Source organism: Citrobacter sp. W9, assembly GCF_026719375.1.
GTDB classification, from domain to species: Bacteria; Pseudomonadota; Gammaproteobacteria; order Enterobacterales; family Enterobacteriaceae; genus Citrobacter; species Citrobacter werkmanii.
The window spans coordinates 72,883-89,025 of sequence record NZ_JAPPTE010000016.1; the positions used below are offsets into that span (position 1 = coordinate 72,883).

Sequence of the window (16,143 nt, forward strand, 5' to 3'; positions counted from 1 at the left end):
TGGAGCGCAAAGAAGCATGAATGAACAAGACCTGAATTTTGTAAGAATAGAATTACGCCGCGCGCTACCTGACCTCTCTGGGGGAACAAAAGGGCAGCTTGAGGCTTTCAGTGAACACCCTCCAGCAGACAAAAATGCCACCCCGCGCCGTGGAATTCATCTCGTCGAACTCGAAGGAGAGAAGGGGCCACGCTTTGTTAACTCGCTTTCCGCGCCACTGTATGTACTGGAAACACGCAGCCGCCGCAGGCCAATGCCGTCGATAAAAGATGCGGAATTTGAGTCCGCGCCGTGGCGTAGGGCAGTGTCCGCGCTTAGTGGATACCAGCAGGCCTGGTTGCAGTACTGCTACGGTTTTGACCTTAGCTATAAGCACCAGGTGATGATGTGTGAATACGTCTGGAAAACTTATCAGAAATGCCTGGGTGAAAACTCGCTTCAGGAGCGTGTAGTAAAGAAACTGATAGGTCTGGTATGGCTGGCAGGGCAGGAAATTGCCGCAACCAGAAATAATGAAACCTATAAAGACTATGCTGGTGCAGCGTTAGCCCGCATGGTTAGCGTTGACCGTTCAACATGGTTGCGTGTTTATTCAGGGCACTGGGCTGGGTTAAAGGCCGCTTTTATCCAGCTTGACGAATCTGCGTTGGCCATGGCACTTGAATACTATGAGGAAGAAGAAACCCTCAAAGTGGCAGAAATGTGAAGTAAATTTCACTATCTCCTTCAAACGCGCTTGCAAAATGCAACAAAATGAGCCATATTTTAAGCATATTCGATATGTTGCCAAAATTATATAAACCCGCCGATGAGCGGGTTTTATTTTACCTCTTTTGGCACTCAATCTACGTCAAAATCAATATGTTATAATTCCTCTGGTCAAAACAATCCACCGGAGGCAGTGCTATGAAAATCACACCTGTACATTTCGAAATTCTGCGTCGAGCAGGTGCACTTGGTCCACGTGAAACAATTCAATCTTCTGATCTTCCTCACATTCCTGCGAGAACGGTAGATTTTGCCATTTCAGATCTTGCTGATTTTGGATTGGTAAATGCTGTTCAAAGTAAGTCTGATGAGGCTGGGTGGATAGCGATTGAAATCACGTCAAAGGGTGATCGCTATTTAAATGAACTAGAGGCTTAAATCATTCTCTAGTAAAACGCGGGACATAATCTATAGGCTGCCATTTGGTGGCCTTTTCTATTTCAGGCTCTGGGAATCACCCTTACTTTCACCTTTTCATAAGAGCCCAGAAGCCTGAACCTCCTTTCATCACACAGCGCCATCCGAAAAATCGGAGGTGAGGCTATGACCAGAATGAGCACCATTTACAGCAGACTTTCATATGGATCAGGAACCACGCTTGCCGGCTGCGGTGTATCAGCGAAGGCATATGCAGAAACAGCTAAAACAGCAAAAGAGGTGTCCTGGATGTTGGCCGACAGAATTGCAGGGTTAAGCCTGAGCGACTGGGCAATTATTGTCGGTATCGCATGCACAGTTATCACCTGTGCAGTGAACTGGTATTTCCGCTGGAAAGAACGGGAGGATCGGCGCAATGGCTATGCCACCAAAGCTGAAGAATAAACTGAGCGCAGCGGTCGTTGGTTTGATTCTTGCGGGGGCTTCCGCGCCCGTGATTCTCGATCAGTTTCTGGATGAGAAGGAGGGTAACAGCCTGACAGCATATCGCGACGGCGGCGGAATCTGGACTATTTGCCGTGGCGCCACGATGGTTGATGGTAAGCCAGTCGTTCAGGGGATGAAACTGACGCAAGCTAAGTGTGCCCAGATCAATGCCATTGAGCGTAACAAGGCGCTGGCGTGGGTTGAGCGAAATATCAGGGTACCGCTGAGCGAACCACAGAAAGCCGGGATCGCATCTTTCTGCCCATATAACATAGGCCCCGGAAAATGTTTCCCGTCCACGTTCTATAAGCGAATGAACGCCGGCGACACAAAAGGCGCGTGTGAAGCTATTCGCTGGTGGATTAAAGACGGTGGCCGCGATTGTCGCCTGACCAAAGGCCAGAAAAATGGCTGTTATGGGCAGGTAGAACGACGAGATCAGGAAAGTGCGCTGACGTGCTGGGGGATAGACCAGTGAGCCTGCGCTATCAGTTCATTGCTATTTCGGTGCTGGTGGCCGTCGCATTTATCGCCGGAAACGAGTGGAGTAACCGCGGTTGGGAAAAAAAGTGGGCGGAACGTGATAGCGCGAAATCCTCGCAAACAGCGAACGCGCAGACCGCCGCCCGCATGATTGAACAAGGGCGAATTATTGCCCGTGATGAGGCTGTAAAAGATGCACAAGCACAAGCCGCTAAATCTGCTGCGAATGCTGCTGGCCTGTCTGCCACTGTTAGCCAGCTGCGCACCGAAGCAACAAAGTTTGCCGCCCGCCTGGACGCCGCAAAGCACACCTCAGATCTTGCCGCTGCCGTCAGAAGCAAAACAGCCGGAGCCGACGCCAGAATGCTCGCCGACATGCTCGGAAGTATTGCAGAAGAAGCTCGATATTATGCTGAGCGATCTGACGAAAGCTACCGGGCTGGAATGACATGTGAGCGTGTTTACGACTCGGTGAGACATTCGAATAACAACAGGGTTACACGATGAACGCCCACGTGCAGTGGCTATGCTTGATGGTAGGATTGACGAGAAGAGGGAAAAACTTAAAGTGCTTTGGGTAACGATTACTTTAATTTTTTACTGGTATATCGCTTTTGCAATTCAAGTTTCGCCCAGTGCATAAGGAACCCGATTATGGGAGCCGCATAAGGGGAAAGTGCGTTAAGAAAGTCAATTAGAGTTGTGTCTGTCATATTGTATCTCCTTCAAACCAAAATTGTGGAGATGGCTGAGGATTTCAGTCATCTATTGTAGGGCCTAATAGGTCTTCCCATTAGTGAGTCGTAAAGATTGCGACTCTTTAAAAGATTCATTACAGGAGATATGGAAATGGTTTCGCTTCGTTTGAACAAAGCTGCGTTAATCAGCGCCACCGGCATTCACTGAGTGTCTGCGATCATTCTTTACTAAATAATTCATGGGTTTATCATGGTGACTCTTTGATAAAAGGAGTTTTGGTAATGAAATTTCTCTGGGTTGTATGCATTATTTGCGGAGTTATTGGGTTTGTGCAGGGAATTATCGGGGTGTTCGGTGCTGTTAGTGCGCCTCAGCAGGCTGCTGGTGCAGCAATGGGCGTTGCATGGGCGGTAATCCCATATTGCATCTGTCGTGCTATCCAGCAGATGAGACCACAAGAAGTGGTAATTAAAAAAGACGAATGATACTCAGCTATCACATCGAATAAGCCTCGCAAAAGCGGGGCTTTTTAATGCCCGCCACCTATCATCGCAAGTGATAATCATTATTATTAAATGGGTCCTCCTGGCGGGTTGGCCTGCCACGGGGCGGCGTGCTCGCGGAAAACGGCTAGTTTTTCAGATCTAAGGTCATCATCATCATTTGCGCAGGTTATTGATCTCATTGGAGGCGATTTCGTGCAGATGTCGAATCGTTTAAAAAGTGTTCACCATCATGGACCAGGAAATTGCCACTTTAAAACTGAATATCAACCAGTTGGCTGGGATCACTGGCGTACACCGTCAGACGGTCGCCGCCAGGCTGAAAAATATTGAACCGGCACCAGGTAGCAACAGCAAATTAAAGCTTTACCTGATCACCGACATTCTGACCGAACTGATGATCCCCACTGTGTCAGCCAATATCGATGACATGCTGCCATCGGACAGGCTTTCCCACTGGAAAGCGGAGAATGAGCGACTCAAGTTTGAGCAGGATACGGGGCAGCTCATTCCCGCTGATGAAGTGGCGCGCGAATTCTCATTGATGGCGAAGGCCGTCGTCATGGTACTTGAAACCCTCCCTGATGTACTTGAGCGTGACTGTGCATTAACGCCTGTTGCGGTTTCTCGCGTGCAGAGCGTTATTGATGACCTGCGCGATCAGATGGCGGAGAGGGTGCAGGACGCTGAAGCAGAGGAGGAAGAGCCAGAGGAGGACTGATGGCAAAGCGGGCATCCGCCAGAGGCATCCGCCGCGATGTTTCCGGTATCTTACGTGCCCCGCGTCGAATGCAGGTGGCCGATGCGGTCAGTACTTATATGCGCGTGCCGATGGGGGCAGGTAACTCCGTTCCATGGGATCCGGATCTGGCACCTTACGTGATTGAACCGATGAACTGCCTGGCATCGCGTGAATATGACGCGGTAGTGTTTGTTGGTCCGGCGCGAACGGGTAAAACCATTGGTCTGATTGATGGCTGGATTGTTTACAACGTTGTCTGTGATCCGGCTGATATGCTCCTGATTCAGATGACTGAGGAAAAGGCGCGCGAGCACTCCAAAAAGCGTCTTGATCGTACATTCCGTTGCAGCCCTGAAGTGAAATCCCGACTGAGCCCGCGGCGTAATGATAACAACGTATATGACCGCACGTTTCGCGCCGGGAACTACCTGAAAATCGGCTGGCCATCGGTCAATATCATGTCCTCATCGGACTATAAATGCGTGGCACTGACCGACTATGACCGTTTCCCGGAAGACATTGACGGGGAAGGTGACGCCTTTTCACTGGCATCAAAGCGAACAACAACGTTCATGTCGTCAGGTATGACACTGGTTGAGAGTTCGCCGGGCCGCGACATACGTGACACAAAATGGCGCCGTAGCTCACCGCATGAAGCACCTCCTTCAACGGGGATTCTGGCGCTGTACAACCGTGGTGATCGCCGTCGCCTTTACTGGCCGTGCCCACATTGCGGTGAATATTTCCAGCCTGAAATGGACAATATGACAGGTTACCGCGATATCGCGGACCCTGTTCAGGCCAGCGAGAAAGCCTGTCTTCAATGCCCTGCCTGTAAAGAGCGCATCACTGCGGATATGAAGCGTTCGCTCAATATGAAAGGGAAGTGGCTGCGGGATGGGCAAACCATCGACAACGATGGTGTTATCACTGGGGAAGGGCGACGCTCGCGCATTGCCTCCTTCTGGATGGAAGGCCCTGCCGCCGCGTACCAGACCTGGGCGCAGCTCATCTATAAATTTCTTACCGCTGAGCAGGACTATCAGGCCACTGGCAGCGAGGAAGCACTGAAGACGGTAATCAACACCGACTTTGGGCGTCCGTATCTTCCTCGCTCCAGCATGGAACAGCGCAAAAGTGAACTGCTTGAGCAGCGTGCGGAGGTTGTACCAAAGCGCTCTGTTCCGGACGGGGTTTGTTTCCTTATGGCGACCGTCGATGTTCAGGCGGGGCGCAACCGGCGTTTTGTTGTTCAGGTTACTGGCTACGGCAGCATGGGAGAGCGCTGGCTGGTGGACCGCTACAATATCAGGCAGTCGATGCGCTATGACGCCAATGGCGAGAGCCAACAGATTGACCCGGCAAGCTATCCGGAAGACTGGGATTTATTGCTGACCGATGTGTTTAACAAAGCTTGGCCAATGGCATCGGATCCGACTAGGTGTATGCGGCTGATGGCGATGGCCGTTGACTCCGGCGGTGAGGATGGTGTGACCGACAACGCTTATAAATTCTGGCGTAAGTGTCGTCGTGAAGGACTCGGAAAACAGATTTACCTGTTCAAAGGCGACAGTGTCCGCCGATCCAAACTTATCTCCCGAACCTTTCCTGATAATACCGGACGTTCAAGCCGACGGGCACAGGCTTCTGGTGATGTCCCGCTTTACTTGATCCAGACCGATGCTCTGAAAGACCGGGTGAACAACGCTTTGTGGCGTGATTCACCAGGCCCTGGCTATGTGCATTTCCCTGACTGGCTCGGCAGCTGGTTTTACGATGAACTGACCTATGAGGAGCGATCGACTGATGGCAAATGGAGTAAGCCGGGACGTGGTGCAAACGAAGCATTTGACCTGCTGGTCTACGCTGATGCGCTCGCCATCCTCCACGGCTACGAGAAAATCAAATGGCCCGCTGCTCCTGAGTGGGCGAGGCGGGAAACCTGGCTGGAGAACGCGCCGCCGGAAGCTGGCGAAGCGGCATCCCAGACACCAGAACCAGTACCCACCAAAAAACGGAAGCGGAAAAAGCCCGTAACCGATGATTCTAACCCCTGGAGTACATCAGGAGGATGGTTGTGAACCGTGTTGATATTGAAGCCATGATCCAGCGATATACCGAAGCCGAAATGGCGGTGCTGGATGGCAAAACTATCCGTTTCAATGGGCAGGAAATGACGATGGAGAACCTGTCTGAAATCCGAAAAGGGCGTCAGGAGTGGGAGCGTCGGCTCTCTTCTCTTATTTCTCATCGCCGCGGGCGACCCGGTTACCGACTGGCGAGGTTTGAATGAGCCTTTTAGATGATGCGATTGGGGTCTTTTCGCCAGGCTGGAAAGCAGCCCGTCTTCAGGCGCGCGCGAAAATCAGGGCATATGAAGCCGTTACCCCGACCAGAACGCACAAAGGGCGCCGTGAAAATCGTTCAGCTGATCAGCTCAGCAAAATGGGGGCGGTATCACTGCGGGAGCAGGCCCGGTGGCTCGATAACAATCACGATCTGGTGATTGGGGTGTTCGATAAGCTGGAAGAGCGGGTGGTGGGGAAAGCCGGAATTATTGTTGAACCCCATCCCAAACTGATGAACGGTAAAATCGCCAAAAAGCTGGCAGATCAGATCCGTAATAAATGGGCAGAATGGTCTGTCAGGCCTGATGTCACGAACCAGTTTACCCGCCCGATGCTTGAGCGCCTGATGTTGCGCACCTGGCTGCGGGATGGCGAAGTGTTTGCCCAGCTTGTCAGTGGAACCGGGAATGGTCTTACGCCAGCAGCCGGTATCCCTTTCTGGCTTGAAGCGCTTGAACCAGATTTTATTCCCATGAACAGCGATGCTGCCAGCCAGCTTAATCAGGGGGTATTCGTCGACAACTGGGGCAGACCAAGGAAATATCAGGTTTATAAAAGCCTGCCCGTTTCAGGCCGTCAGCTTGATACCAAAGAAGTGGATGCGGAAAACATGCTGCATCTTAAATTTGTCCGCCGTCTGCACCAGACCCGGGGCGTATCGATGCTATCCGGTGTACTGATGCGTCTGAGCGCACTTAAAGAGTATGAAGATGCTGAGCTCACCGCCGCACGTATTGCTGCTGCGCTGGGTATGTACATCAAAAAGGGAGACGGGCAAAGCTTCGAAGAGAGTAACAGTTCTTCCGATGATGATGATCGGGAAGTGATGATTCAACCAGGCATCATTTATGACGATCTGAAGCCTGGTGAAGATATCGGCATGGTGAAATCTGACCGGCCCAATCCTAACCTTGAAACCTTCCGAAATGGGCAACTTCGCGCTGTCGCAGCAGGCAGCCGACTCAGCTTTTCAAGCACAGCCAGAAACTACAACGGCACCTACAGCGCGCAGCGGCAGGAACTGGTGGAATCAACAGATGGCTATCTCATTTTACAGGACTGGTTTATTGGCGCGGTGACCCGGCCAATGTACCGCGCCTGGCTGAAAATGGCGGTGGCCGCCGGCGAGATTAAATTACCCCGCGGTCTGGATATGGAGTCGCTGTACTCGGCGGTGTATTCCGGCCCTGTTATGCCGTGGATCGATCCGGTTAAAGAGGCCAATGCCTGGAAGTTACAGATCCGGGGCGGAGCGGCAACGGAATCCGACTGGGTCCGCGCCAGCGGACGTAACCCGAACGATGTGAAGGCGCGCCGGAAGGCAGAGATCGACGAAAACAAAGAGATGGGGCTGGTGTTTGACACTGACCCTGCCAATGACAAAGGAGGCACAAGTGCCGAAGCCAAAGAACCGGGCGCACCACCGTCCGAAAGCCAGCGCAAAAAGTAATTCCTGGTTCCGTATGCAGGCCAGCGCCGACAACGAAGCGGATATTTATATCTACGACGAGATCGGCTACTGGGGGGTGACGGCGCGCCAGTTTGTGAATGACCTGAAGGCGCTGGGCGACATTACCCATATCAACCTTCATATCAATTCGCCCGGTGGCGATGTCTTTGATGGCATCGCCATTTTTAATGCCCTGAAGCATCACGGCGCGGCGATCACCGTTCACATTGATGGTCTGGCAGCTTCAATGGCTTCGGTGATTGCGATGGTTGGCAACCCGGTAATTATGCCGGAAAACACGATGATGATGATCCACAAACCATGGGGATTCGCAGGTGGCGATGCCAACGACATGCGGGATTATGCCGATCTGCTGGATAAGGTCGAGTCTGTCCTGATCCCGGCGTACGCGGAGAAAACAGGAAAAACGACCGATGAAATCGCCGCCATGCTGGACGATGAAACCTGGATGGATGGTAAAGAATGCTTAGCGCATGGCTTTGCCGATCAGGTCACTACATCTCTGCAGGCGATGGCCTGTATTCAATCAAAACGTATTGAGGACTTTGAAAAGATGCCAAACAGCATTCGTAACATGATCACCCCGCCGCGCAATACTACCCAGCGCGAACCGCAGCAACCGCAACCACAGGTGGCGGCAACGACGACCCCAGCGCCAGCGTCCACTTCTGATGAAGCCACTATCCGTGCACAGGTGCTTGCCGAGCAAAAGAACCGTGTTAACGCAATTAACGATCTCTTTGCGATGTTCGGTGGCAAGCATCATGAGTTGCAGAATAAATGCATCGCGGATCCGGAATGCACAGTGGCTCAGGCTAAAGATGAATTGCTGGCGGCGCTGGGCAAAAATGCCACACCGTCGAATAAAACCACGGATGCGCACATTTACGCCGGGAACGGTAACTTTGTTGGCGACGGAGTTCGCCAGGCACTGATGGCGCGCGCTGGCTTCGAGAGCCTGGAGCGGGACAACGTCTATAACGGCATGACGCTGCGCGAATATGCCCGTATGGCACTGACCGAACGCGGCATCGGCGTTTCCAGCTATAACCCGATGCAAATGGTCGGTATGGCACTGACGCACAGCACGTCTGACTTCGGTAATATCCTGCTCGACGTTGCTAATAAAGCGTTACTGCAGGGCTGGGAGGAAGCGGCAGAAACTTTTGAGCAGTGGACCAAGAAAGGCCAGTTGTCTGACTTTAAAACGGCGCATCGTGTCGGTCTGGGCGGCTTCTCATCCCTGCGTCAGGTACGCGAAGGTGCTGAATATAAGTATGTGACCACCAAAGATAAAGGTGAAAGCATCGCGCTGGCCACCTACGGTGAAATCTTCTCTATTACCCGTCAGGCGATCATCAACGACGATCTGAATCAGTTAACCGATGTACCTATGAAGATGGGCCGTGCAGCAAAAGGGACGATTGGCGACCTGGTGTATGCCGTTCTGACCGAAAACGCGAAATTGTCTGATGGTAAGCCGCTGTTCCATGCTGATCACGGTAATATTTCCGCAGGCGCGATTTCTGTAGCCAGCCTTGATGAAGCGCGCAAGATGATGCGTCTGCAGAAAGAGGGTGAGCGTCCCCTGAATATTCGCCCGGCATTCATGCTGGTGCCAGTCGCGCTCGAAACCCTGGCAAACCAGACGATCAAGTCTGCCAGTGTGAAAGGGGCGGATATCAACGCCGGTATCATGAACCCAATTCAGAACTTTGCTGAAGTTATCGCGGAGCCGCGTCTTGACGCCAAAGACACCAGCGCCTGGTATCTGGCCGCCGCTAAGGGCACGGACACCATCGAAGTGGCTTACCTGAACGGCGTTGATACTCCGTATATCGATCAACAGGAAGGCTTCACTACCGACGGTATTGCCACCAAAGTGCGCATCGATGCCGGTGTATCACCTCTGGATTATCGCGGCATGGCGAAATCAACCGGGAAATAATCCTTTCCACTCAAGCAGCACATCACAGCCCATCAGGGCTTTTTTTGTATCTGAATTCGGCCCCGTATGGGGCTGGATGGAGACTGAATTTATGGCGAAGAATTTTGTACAGCATGGCAAAACTATTGAGATTGCCAACACGGGCAGCGCTGCGATCCTGAGTGGTTCGCCGGTGATGGTGGGGAAAGTCGTGGCGATTGCCATTACTGATATTGCGGCAGGCCAGACAGGGGACGGTTTTTCCGAAGGTGTTTTCCTGCTGCCTAAGCTGACTACCGATGCGATCACCATCGGTGAGCAGGTTCATATCAAAGATGGAAAAGTGCAGAACGACGCGACAGGTGCCGATCTGGCCGGGGTTGCCTGGGAAGATGCTGCTGCCAGTTCCGCAATTGTAGCCGTGAAAATCAATGCCTAATCCCTTTGACAGACTTGTCAGTCGCATGGATGCGGTCACGGTGAACAAAATGGGCAAGCTAGCGACCATCAACGGGGAGCCCATGATTGTTATTCCGGCTGAGTTTCTGGAAGAAATGGGGCCTTTAAGCGGAACAGGGCGGTCGCTGGTGGTGTTTACCGCTGGCTACCAGCCACGCCGTAATGATGTGGTGATTTTTGAGGGGGAGGAATTCCATCTGACCCGTCACGAGCGCTTTAACGGTAAGCCGCGCATCTTTATCGAATAGGAGGGGGGGATGTCGGTTAAAGGCCTGGAAAGGGCTATTCAGAATCTTAACAGCCTCAGCCGGTTAATCGTTCCTGAGGCAACTGCGAAAGCACTTAACCGTGTGGCCAGCAGAACGATAAGTCAGGGCAGCAAAACTGTAGCGAAAGAGGCAAAGGTGGATGATAACCGGAAAACGGGGCTTCCGGTTCGTCTGGTCCGGCAGCGTTCCCGTTTACGCAAGGCCCGCCACGATCGTCCGGTCGCATCGATAAAAATCAACCGCGGTAATCTCCCCGCGATAAAGCTCGGCACGGCGCGCGTCCGGCTGTCGCGTAAAAAAGGGGCCAGAAACGGATCGGGCAGTGTCCTTAAAATCGGACCCTATACCTTTCGCAATGCGTTTATTCAACAACTGGCGAACGGGCGCTGGCAGGTCATGCGGCGCGTAGGTCAGGCCCGTTATCCGATTGATGTGGTCAAAGTTCCTCTTGAGACACCGCTCACCGTGGCATTCACCTCTATTTCCAAGCGCCTTATTGAAAGCGATATGCCCAAAGAACTTTCCGCAGCTCTGAAAAACCAACTGAGGATCCACCTGAAGCGATGAACAGACACAGCGCAATTCGTGCAGCCATTTTGGCAAAACTGAAAGCCGATATCACCGACACCGTCACCTGGTTTGACGGGCGCCCTGTTTTTCTGGAAGAGCAGGATCTCCCTGCATTGGCTGTTTACCTTTCTGACGCGGAGTACACCGGCGATTCGCTTGATGAAGATTCGTGGCAGGCGGTTGTTCACATCGAGGTATTTCTTAAAGCCTCTAGCCCCGACAGCGCGCTTGATTCCTGGATGGAAGAGAAAGTGTATCCGGCAATGGCCTTCATCCCGGGTCTGACCGAACTGGTCGAGACGTTCACCCCGCAGGGTTATGACTATCAGCGGGATGATGAAATGGCCACCTGGGGTTCAGTCGATTTCACGTACTTAATCACCTATTCAATTTAAGAGGTACTTATGCCTACACCCAATCCACTGGCACCCGTGAAAGGCGCCGGTACCACACTCTGGCTTTACACAGGAACGGGTAACGCTTTCGCTAACCCACTCTCGGATATCGACTGGAACCGTCTGGCGAAAATTAAAGAGCTGACGCCGGGCGAAATGACCGCCGAATCGTATGACGACACCTACCTTGATGATGAGGACGCCGACTGGAACGCGACCGCTCAGGGTGCAAAATCGGCAGGGGATACATCACTTACGCTTGCCTGGAAGCCGGGAGAACAGGGACAGAAAGAACTGGTCACCTGGTTTAACGATGGTTCTGTCCGGGTGTACAAGATTAAATATCCGAATGGTACCGTCGACGTTTTCCGCGGCTGGTGCAGCAGCCTGGGTAAAGCTATCCCGGCAAAAGAGGTCATTACCCGCACAGCGAAAATCACCAATACCGGCAAGCCCGAACTGGCTGAAGAAAGTGGTTCTGCGTCCATTGCTGTTACAGGCGTTACGCTGGATAAATCCACGGCAAGCGTCGCCGTTGCAGCGACCATCGCGCTCAATGTGACGGTTAATCCTGCCAGTGCATCGGATCCTTCTTTCCGCGTGGCAACCTCTGATGGGGCAAAAGCGACGGTATCTGTAAGCGGCAACACGATCACCGTAACGGGTGTAGCAGCCGGTAACGCTGACATTATTGTTATGACCAGCGACGGCAATTTCGTTGCAGTCAGCAAAGTCACTGTCACCGCTTCCTGAGGAGGGGGATATGTTCCTCAAAAAAGAACCATTTAACTACCTTGGCGAATCCACCACGCTGAATGAACTGTCAGCGCTTCAGCGTATTGAGTACCTTGAATTTCTGGCTGCGGAAGAAAAGACACTTGGTCATGAAAGCGACAGCATCAGCGATCAGGAAATGACTGCCCGTCTGGTGGGTTCAAACATCCGCTGCGGTGCGCGCGTGATCGCACTTTCTCTCTGGCATAATGACCCCGCAGGTCCCGACGAAGAAGCGCTTTACCAGCAGGTTCTCAAAGGCTGGCCGCCGGAAGCGATCGGCAAGGCTGAAATGCAGGTTAAGTTGCTCTCCGGCATGCTCGTTCCGGTTGATGATGACAACACTGACGATCCAGGTGCCCCATCAGAGGCCGAAGGCGCAGAAGCTGTTACGGCGGAAAAGCCCTTGCCAGCGAGCTGAAATTTGTCCTGAATCTGGCGCGCGAGTTCGGGCGACCCGACTGGCGCGCCATGCTGGCTGGAATGACTTCTGGTGAGCTGGGTGACTGGCACCATTTCTACCGGGAACATTATTTTCAGGACGCGCAGCTCGATGCGCATTTTTCCGGGCTGCTTTATTCCATCTCTTCTATTTTCTTCCGCGATCCGGAACTTACCCCCGCACATTTCAGCCTGCTTTCTCCTTCCGGCAGCATCATCAGTGATGATGAACCGGATGATGACACGCTGATGGCCGCAGCTGAGGGGATCACAGGAGGTATCCGATATGGCCCAGCAGATTAGCGATCTGGTCATCAACCTTGATGTCGACAGCGCCACGTTCAGCGAGCAGGTTGCCCGCATAAAGGGCCAACTCACAGGGATGGCTGATGATTCTGAAAAAGTCCAGACGCGAATGCAGCGCGCCTCAGAGCGACAGGTTGCAGCATTAAAAAGTGTGGGGGATGCAGGAGCTTCTGCAGCGGCGGAAATCAAATCACGCCAGGCAGACGCCACGGAAGGGTTGGCTCAAAACTGGCAAAAAGTATCTAAATCCGTTGATGAAACACACCGCCGGGTGACAGACCTCAGCCAGCGCATGCGTGAGAATGACGGCCAGGCGGCAGTGCTCGCAAGGCGGCAGGATGAACTTGCTGCATCTTTTTTTCGCCAGATAGACAGTGTTCGCCAGTTGAACGGAGAAACACAATCTCTCGCTAATGTGCAGGCACGCTTTCGTGCCGCAAGGGCTCAGGGAAATATTACACAGCAGGATTACCTTGCGTTGATATCTCATACGACAGCCCGACAGAAAGAGCTTCAGATTGTCGAAGAGAAAGCAGGGATTGCACGGGCACGTTTTCTCCGTCAACTGAAGTCTCAGGTTGTGGAGCAAAAGCTCTCCGGTACCGAACTGCTGCGAATGAAGGCTGCACAGGTTGGAGCCAGTGATGCCGCAGAAGTTTATATCCGTAAGCTTGAAGCGGCTAAAGTCGCCACGCACGGGCTGGGTCTGCAAAGTGCTGCGGCGCGTCGGGAACTTGGCGTTCTGATGGGCGAAGTCATGCGCGGTAACTTTGGTGCCCTTCGTGGTTCCGGTATTACGCTGGCCAACCGCGCCGGATGGATAGATCAGCTGATGACTTTACGCGGGCTGGGCATGGCCGGCATGGTCGGGGGGATTGCTGCGGCGGTTGTTGGGTTGGGTAAAGCCTGGTATGACGGCAGCAAAGAGTCTGAGGAATTTAATAAACAGCTAATCCTGACCGGGAACTACGCGGGTAAAACATCCGGTCAGCTTCAGGCGCTGGCGCGCTCGCTGGCCGGTAATGGTATCACGCAGCATGCCGCTGCAGGCGTGCTGGCGCAGGTCGTTGGAAGCGGCGCGTTCAGCGGTAATGACGTCAGCATGGTCAGCAATGTCGCCGCCAGGCTGCAGCAGGCTACCGGGCAGGCCGTCGACGAAACCATAAATCAGTTTAAACGCCTGAAGGATGATCCGGTTAACGCGGTCGCGACGCTCAATGATTCCCTTCATTTTCTGACGGCTACCCAGTATGAACAGATTGCCTCTGCTCAGGCGCTGGGGGATTCGCAGAAAGCAGCCGAGCTGGCAATGCGGGCATATTCTGACGCCGTTATACAACGAGCGGGGGCTGTAGAGGACAATCTTGGCTCTCTCGAAAAAGCGTGGAACTGGGTGAAGAATGCTGCTTCCGGGGCGTGGGATGCGATGCTGGGCGTAGGGCGTAATCCTGACACCGCGATGAAGCGCCAGGACTCTTTCGCTGAATGGCAGGCAGCAGAGAAAGAGTACCGCGCGCTGTCCAGCAATCTTAAAGTCGACCCAGATTATGCCGGTAACAACGTTCTGCAGAAAGCTGATGCGGAAAGGCTGAGAAACGCGCGCCAGCAGGTGGAACTTAAAAAGCAGGCTTATGATCTGGCTGATCAGCAATATGCCCAGGAAGGACTGACAGCCGCGCGGGAAAAAATGCGGACGGACCAGCAGACTCAGGCAATCCGCAGCCAGCAGCAGTTTAACCAGTTGGTGGAATCCGGCGCGACTGCGGCAGAAAAGCGGGCTTCAGCAGAGAAAAAGCTCAGTCAGCTTATTGAGAAAAACCGCCAGGATGCGAAAGACGGTATCGCCACGCTGTGGACTGACAAGGACATTGCTGCAGCGCGGGCAGGGATCGAAAAGCAGTTTAAGGACGTCAAAACCCCAAAAGGCAAAAGCTATTCAACGCCTGCCGGGGACAAAGCCGAGGAAAAGGCGCAGGCCGAACTTCTCACCCTTCAGGCCCAGCTTAAAACGCTTGAGCAACATACCAGCGTAAACGACGTCATAAGCAAACAGCGTCAGGACCTCTGGCAGACTGAAAATCAGTTCACCGTTCTGCAGGAGGCTGCTGGTCGTCGTCAGCTTACGGCGCAGGAAAAATCCCTGCTGGCGCACAAGGAAGAAACGCTTGAGTACAAGCGGCAGTTGGCCGACCTGGGCGATAAGGTTGCTCAACAGCAAAAACTCAATCAGCTTGCCGACCAGGCGGCTAAATTCCATCAGCAGCAGAGTGCGGCGAGGGCCGGTCTTCAGGCACAGTCAGAGGGGGTATCCAGCCGGCAGGCTGGGAGAGAATCAACCCTGAAGCGTCTCAGCGAAAGCTATGCCTACAATCCGGCAGAGCAGCGAAAGGTTCTTGAAGATCAAAGGGCGACATTCGAGGCTGAAGATGCCCTGCGCGCAAACTGGCTGGCCGGTGCCAAACAGGGCTGGGCTGAATATCAGGATTCAGCGACAAACGTCTTCAGCTCGGTTCAGCAGATTTCACAGGCAACGTTCAGCGGACTGGCGGGCCAGCTTACCAGCCTGGTGACAACCGGCAAAGCCAGCTTTAAGGACTTTACCAGTTCGATCCTCAAAATGATTGTGTCCGTGATTAATCAGTTGCTGGTGGCTTACGCCATCCAGAGCGCGATGGGCTGGGTGAGTGGCGGTGCTAAAGCGCCAGCGTCAGGCCAGTCTTTTGCGGTACCGTCTTTCCGCCCCTCGGGCTATGACGTAGGTGGTTATACCGGGCACGGTGGCAAATATGAGCCTGCCGGTATTGTTCACCGCGGCGAGTTTGTTTTCACCAAAGAATCTACCAGCCGTATCGGCGTGTCCAACCTGTACCGACTTATGCGTGGGTATGCCTCTGGCGGTCTTGTCGGTGGTGGTAAGGTCCCCGCGGCTGGCATCGGTGGGGTTAGCGTTTACGCACCTGTTTCAGTCGCTACTGCTCAGCCCGGCGATCAGAAACAACAGCAGGGCAGTGGTGATGCGCTGACTAAGGCATATCAGAAAGTGATCGACCGCTCCATTCGTGATGGTATCGCCAGGGAGATTCGTCCCGGGGGAATCATCTGGAGCGCCAACAAACAGAGGTAA

18 protein-coding genes and 1 pseudogene are annotated in these 16,143 nt (G+C 53.3%); all 19 read left to right on the forward strand.

Annotated features, from left to right (window positions below):
• Positions 1-16: 16 nt before the first annotated feature.
• The 19 genes and pseudogenes from OOJ59_RS20185 (at position 17) to OOJ59_RS20275 (ending at position 16,143) form a co-directional block, all read left to right on the forward strand.
• The gene (locus OOJ59_RS20185; RefSeq protein WP_268063468.1) at positions 17-706 is read left to right on the forward strand and encodes a bacteriophage antitermination protein Q; all 690 of its coding nucleotides are present in this window, start codon (positions 17-19) and stop codon (positions 704-706) included.
• A gap of 200 nt (positions 707-906) precedes the next feature.
• Positions 907-1,146 carry a hypothetical protein gene (locus OOJ59_RS20190; RefSeq protein WP_149608276.1) on the forward strand — a complete coding sequence of 80 codons (240 nt, stop codon included), beginning with the start codon at positions 907-909 and terminating at the stop codon, positions 1,144-1,146.
• A 165-nt stretch (positions 1,147-1,311) separates the two neighbouring features.
• Positions 1,312-1,590, forward strand: coding sequence for a phage holin (locus OOJ59_RS20195; protein WP_016150433.1), 279 nt, complete (start codon positions 1,312-1,314; stop codon positions 1,588-1,590).
• Positions 1,562-2,110 carry a lysozyme gene (locus OOJ59_RS20200; RefSeq protein WP_268063469.1) on the forward strand — a complete coding sequence of 183 codons (549 nt, stop codon included), beginning with the start codon at positions 1,562-1,564 and terminating at the stop codon, positions 2,108-2,110. Before OOJ59_RS20195 ends, OOJ59_RS20200 begins: the two co-directional genes overlap by 29 nt.
• Positions 2,107-2,622 carry a DUF2514 domain-containing protein gene (locus tag OOJ59_RS20205; protein ID WP_213760569.1) on the forward strand — a complete coding sequence of 172 codons (516 nt, stop codon included), beginning with the start codon at positions 2,107-2,109 and terminating at the stop codon, positions 2,620-2,622. Before OOJ59_RS20200 ends, OOJ59_RS20205 begins: the two co-directional genes overlap by 4 nt.
• Positions 2,623-3,095: 473 nt before the next feature.
• Complete coding sequence (locus OOJ59_RS20210) at positions 3,096-3,299, forward strand: hypothetical protein (protein WP_044703081.1); 204 nt, start codon at positions 3,096-3,098, stop codon at positions 3,297-3,299.
• Between the two features lie 250 nt (positions 3,300-3,549).
• A complete protein-coding gene (locus OOJ59_RS20215) occupies positions 3,550-4,038 on the forward strand; it encodes a DUF1441 family protein (RefSeq protein WP_044700360.1) in 489 nt (162 codons plus the stop codon).
• On the forward strand, positions 4,038-6,140 hold the full coding sequence (locus tag OOJ59_RS20220) for a phage terminase large subunit family protein (RefSeq protein ID WP_136346106.1): 2,103 nt from the start codon (positions 4,038-4,040) through the stop codon (positions 6,138-6,140). Before OOJ59_RS20215 ends, OOJ59_RS20220 begins: the two co-directional genes overlap by 1 nt.
• Positions 6,137-6,352: a hypothetical protein gene (locus OOJ59_RS20225; RefSeq protein ID WP_001082414.1), complete on the forward strand. Its 216-nt coding sequence runs from the start codon at positions 6,137-6,139 to the stop codon at positions 6,350-6,352. Before OOJ59_RS20220 ends, OOJ59_RS20225 begins: the two co-directional genes overlap by 4 nt.
• Positions 6,349-7,857 (forward strand): phage portal protein, encoded by a 1,509-nt coding sequence (locus OOJ59_RS20230; protein ID WP_044700357.1) that lies wholly within the window; start codon positions 6,349-6,351, stop codon positions 7,855-7,857. The genes OOJ59_RS20225 and OOJ59_RS20230 overlap by 4 nt, the downstream gene beginning before the upstream one ends.
• On the forward strand, positions 7,784-9,826 hold the full coding sequence (locus OOJ59_RS20235) for a ClpP-like prohead protease/major capsid protein fusion protein (RefSeq protein WP_181626625.1): 2,043 nt from the start codon (positions 7,784-7,786) through the stop codon (positions 9,824-9,826). Before OOJ59_RS20230 ends, OOJ59_RS20235 begins: the two co-directional genes overlap by 74 nt.
• 91 nt (positions 9,827-9,917) lie before the next feature.
• Entirely contained in the window at positions 9,918-10,244 is a 327-nt protein-coding gene (locus OOJ59_RS20240) for a DUF2190 family protein (protein ID WP_047499162.1), read from the forward strand.
• On the forward strand, positions 10,237-10,512 hold the full coding sequence (locus OOJ59_RS20245) for an ATP-binding protein (protein WP_268063470.1): 276 nt from the start codon (positions 10,237-10,239) through the stop codon (positions 10,510-10,512). Before OOJ59_RS20240 ends, OOJ59_RS20245 begins: the two co-directional genes overlap by 8 nt.
• A 9-nt stretch (positions 10,513-10,521) precedes the next feature.
• Positions 10,522-11,100, forward strand: a complete 579-nt coding sequence (locus tag OOJ59_RS20250; protein ID WP_159137318.1) for a phage tail protein — start codon at positions 10,522-10,524, stop codon at positions 11,098-11,100.
• Positions 11,097-11,498, forward strand: coding sequence for a phage minor tail U family protein (locus tag OOJ59_RS20255; RefSeq protein ID WP_071681331.1), 402 nt, complete (start codon positions 11,097-11,099; stop codon positions 11,496-11,498). The genes OOJ59_RS20250 and OOJ59_RS20255 overlap by 4 nt, the downstream gene beginning before the upstream one ends.
• Before the next feature lie 9 nt (positions 11,499-11,507).
• On the forward strand, positions 11,508-12,251 hold the full coding sequence (locus OOJ59_RS20260) for a phage tail protein (protein WP_047499060.1): 744 nt from the start codon (positions 11,508-11,510) through the stop codon (positions 12,249-12,251).
• Between the two features lie 10 nt (positions 12,252-12,261).
• Positions 12,262-12,693, forward strand: coding sequence for a phage tail assembly chaperone G (gpG, locus tag OOJ59_RS20265; RefSeq protein ID WP_047499062.1), 432 nt, complete (start codon positions 12,262-12,264; stop codon positions 12,691-12,693).
• A pseudogene (locus OOJ59_RS20270) lies at positions 12,636-13,007 on the forward strand (phage tail assembly protein T); the annotation flags it as partial. The gene gpG and the pseudogene OOJ59_RS20270, both read left to right, overlap by 58 nt.
• Positions 13,000-16,143 (forward strand): phage tail tape measure protein, encoded by a 3,144-nt coding sequence (locus OOJ59_RS20275; protein ID WP_268063472.1) that lies wholly within the window; start codon positions 13,000-13,002, stop codon positions 16,141-16,143. The pseudogene OOJ59_RS20270 and the gene OOJ59_RS20275, both read left to right, overlap by 8 nt.

What these genes read in the sequence shown, in the direction of transcription:
- OOJ59_RS20185 (WP_268063468.1), top strand. Translation starts at nt 17, where the DNA reads ATGAATGAACAAGACCTGAATTTTGTAAGAATAGAATTACGCCGCGCG.
- OOJ59_RS20190 (WP_149608276.1), top strand. Translation starts at nt 907, where the DNA reads ATGAAAATCACACCTGTACATTTCGAAATTCTGCGTCGAGCAGGTGCA.
- OOJ59_RS20195 (WP_016150433.1), top strand. Translation starts at nt 1,312, where the DNA reads ATGACCAGAATGAGCACCATTTACAGCAGACTTTCATATGGATCAGGA.
- OOJ59_RS20200 (WP_268063469.1), top strand. Translation starts at nt 1,562, where the DNA reads ATGGCTATGCCACCAAAGCTGAAGAATAAACTGAGCGCAGCGGTCGTT.
- OOJ59_RS20210 (WP_044703081.1), top strand. Translation starts at nt 3,096, where the DNA reads ATGAAATTTCTCTGGGTTGTATGCATTATTTGCGGAGTTATTGGGTTT.
- OOJ59_RS20215 (WP_044700360.1), top strand. Translation starts at nt 3,550, where the DNA reads ATGGACCAGGAAATTGCCACTTTAAAACTGAATATCAACCAGTTGGCT.
- OOJ59_RS20220 (WP_136346106.1), top strand. Translation starts at nt 4,038, where the DNA reads ATGGCAAAGCGGGCATCCGCCAGAGGCATCCGCCGCGATGTTTCCGGT.
- OOJ59_RS20230 (WP_044700357.1), top strand. Translation starts at nt 6,349, where the DNA reads ATGAGCCTTTTAGATGATGCGATTGGGGTCTTTTCGCCAGGCTGGAAA.
- OOJ59_RS20235 (WP_181626625.1), top strand. Translation starts at nt 7,784, where the DNA reads ATGACAAAGGAGGCACAAGTGCCGAAGCCAAAGAACCGGGCGCACCAC.
- OOJ59_RS20240 (WP_047499162.1), top strand. Translation starts at nt 9,918, where the DNA reads ATGGCGAAGAATTTTGTACAGCATGGCAAAACTATTGAGATTGCCAAC.
- OOJ59_RS20245 (WP_268063470.1), top strand. Translation starts at nt 10,237, where the DNA reads ATGCCTAATCCCTTTGACAGACTTGTCAGTCGCATGGATGCGGTCACG.
- OOJ59_RS20250 (WP_159137318.1), top strand. Translation starts at nt 10,522, where the DNA reads ATGTCGGTTAAAGGCCTGGAAAGGGCTATTCAGAATCTTAACAGCCTC.
- OOJ59_RS20255 (WP_071681331.1), top strand. Translation starts at nt 11,097, where the DNA reads ATGAACAGACACAGCGCAATTCGTGCAGCCATTTTGGCAAAACTGAAA.
- OOJ59_RS20260 (WP_047499060.1), top strand. Translation starts at nt 11,508, where the DNA reads ATGCCTACACCCAATCCACTGGCACCCGTGAAAGGCGCCGGTACCACA.
- gpG (WP_047499062.1), top strand. Translation starts at nt 12,262, where the DNA reads ATGTTCCTCAAAAAAGAACCATTTAACTACCTTGGCGAATCCACCACG.
- OOJ59_RS20275 (WP_268063472.1), top strand. Translation starts at nt 13,000, where the DNA reads ATGGCCCAGCAGATTAGCGATCTGGTCATCAACCTTGATGTCGACAGC.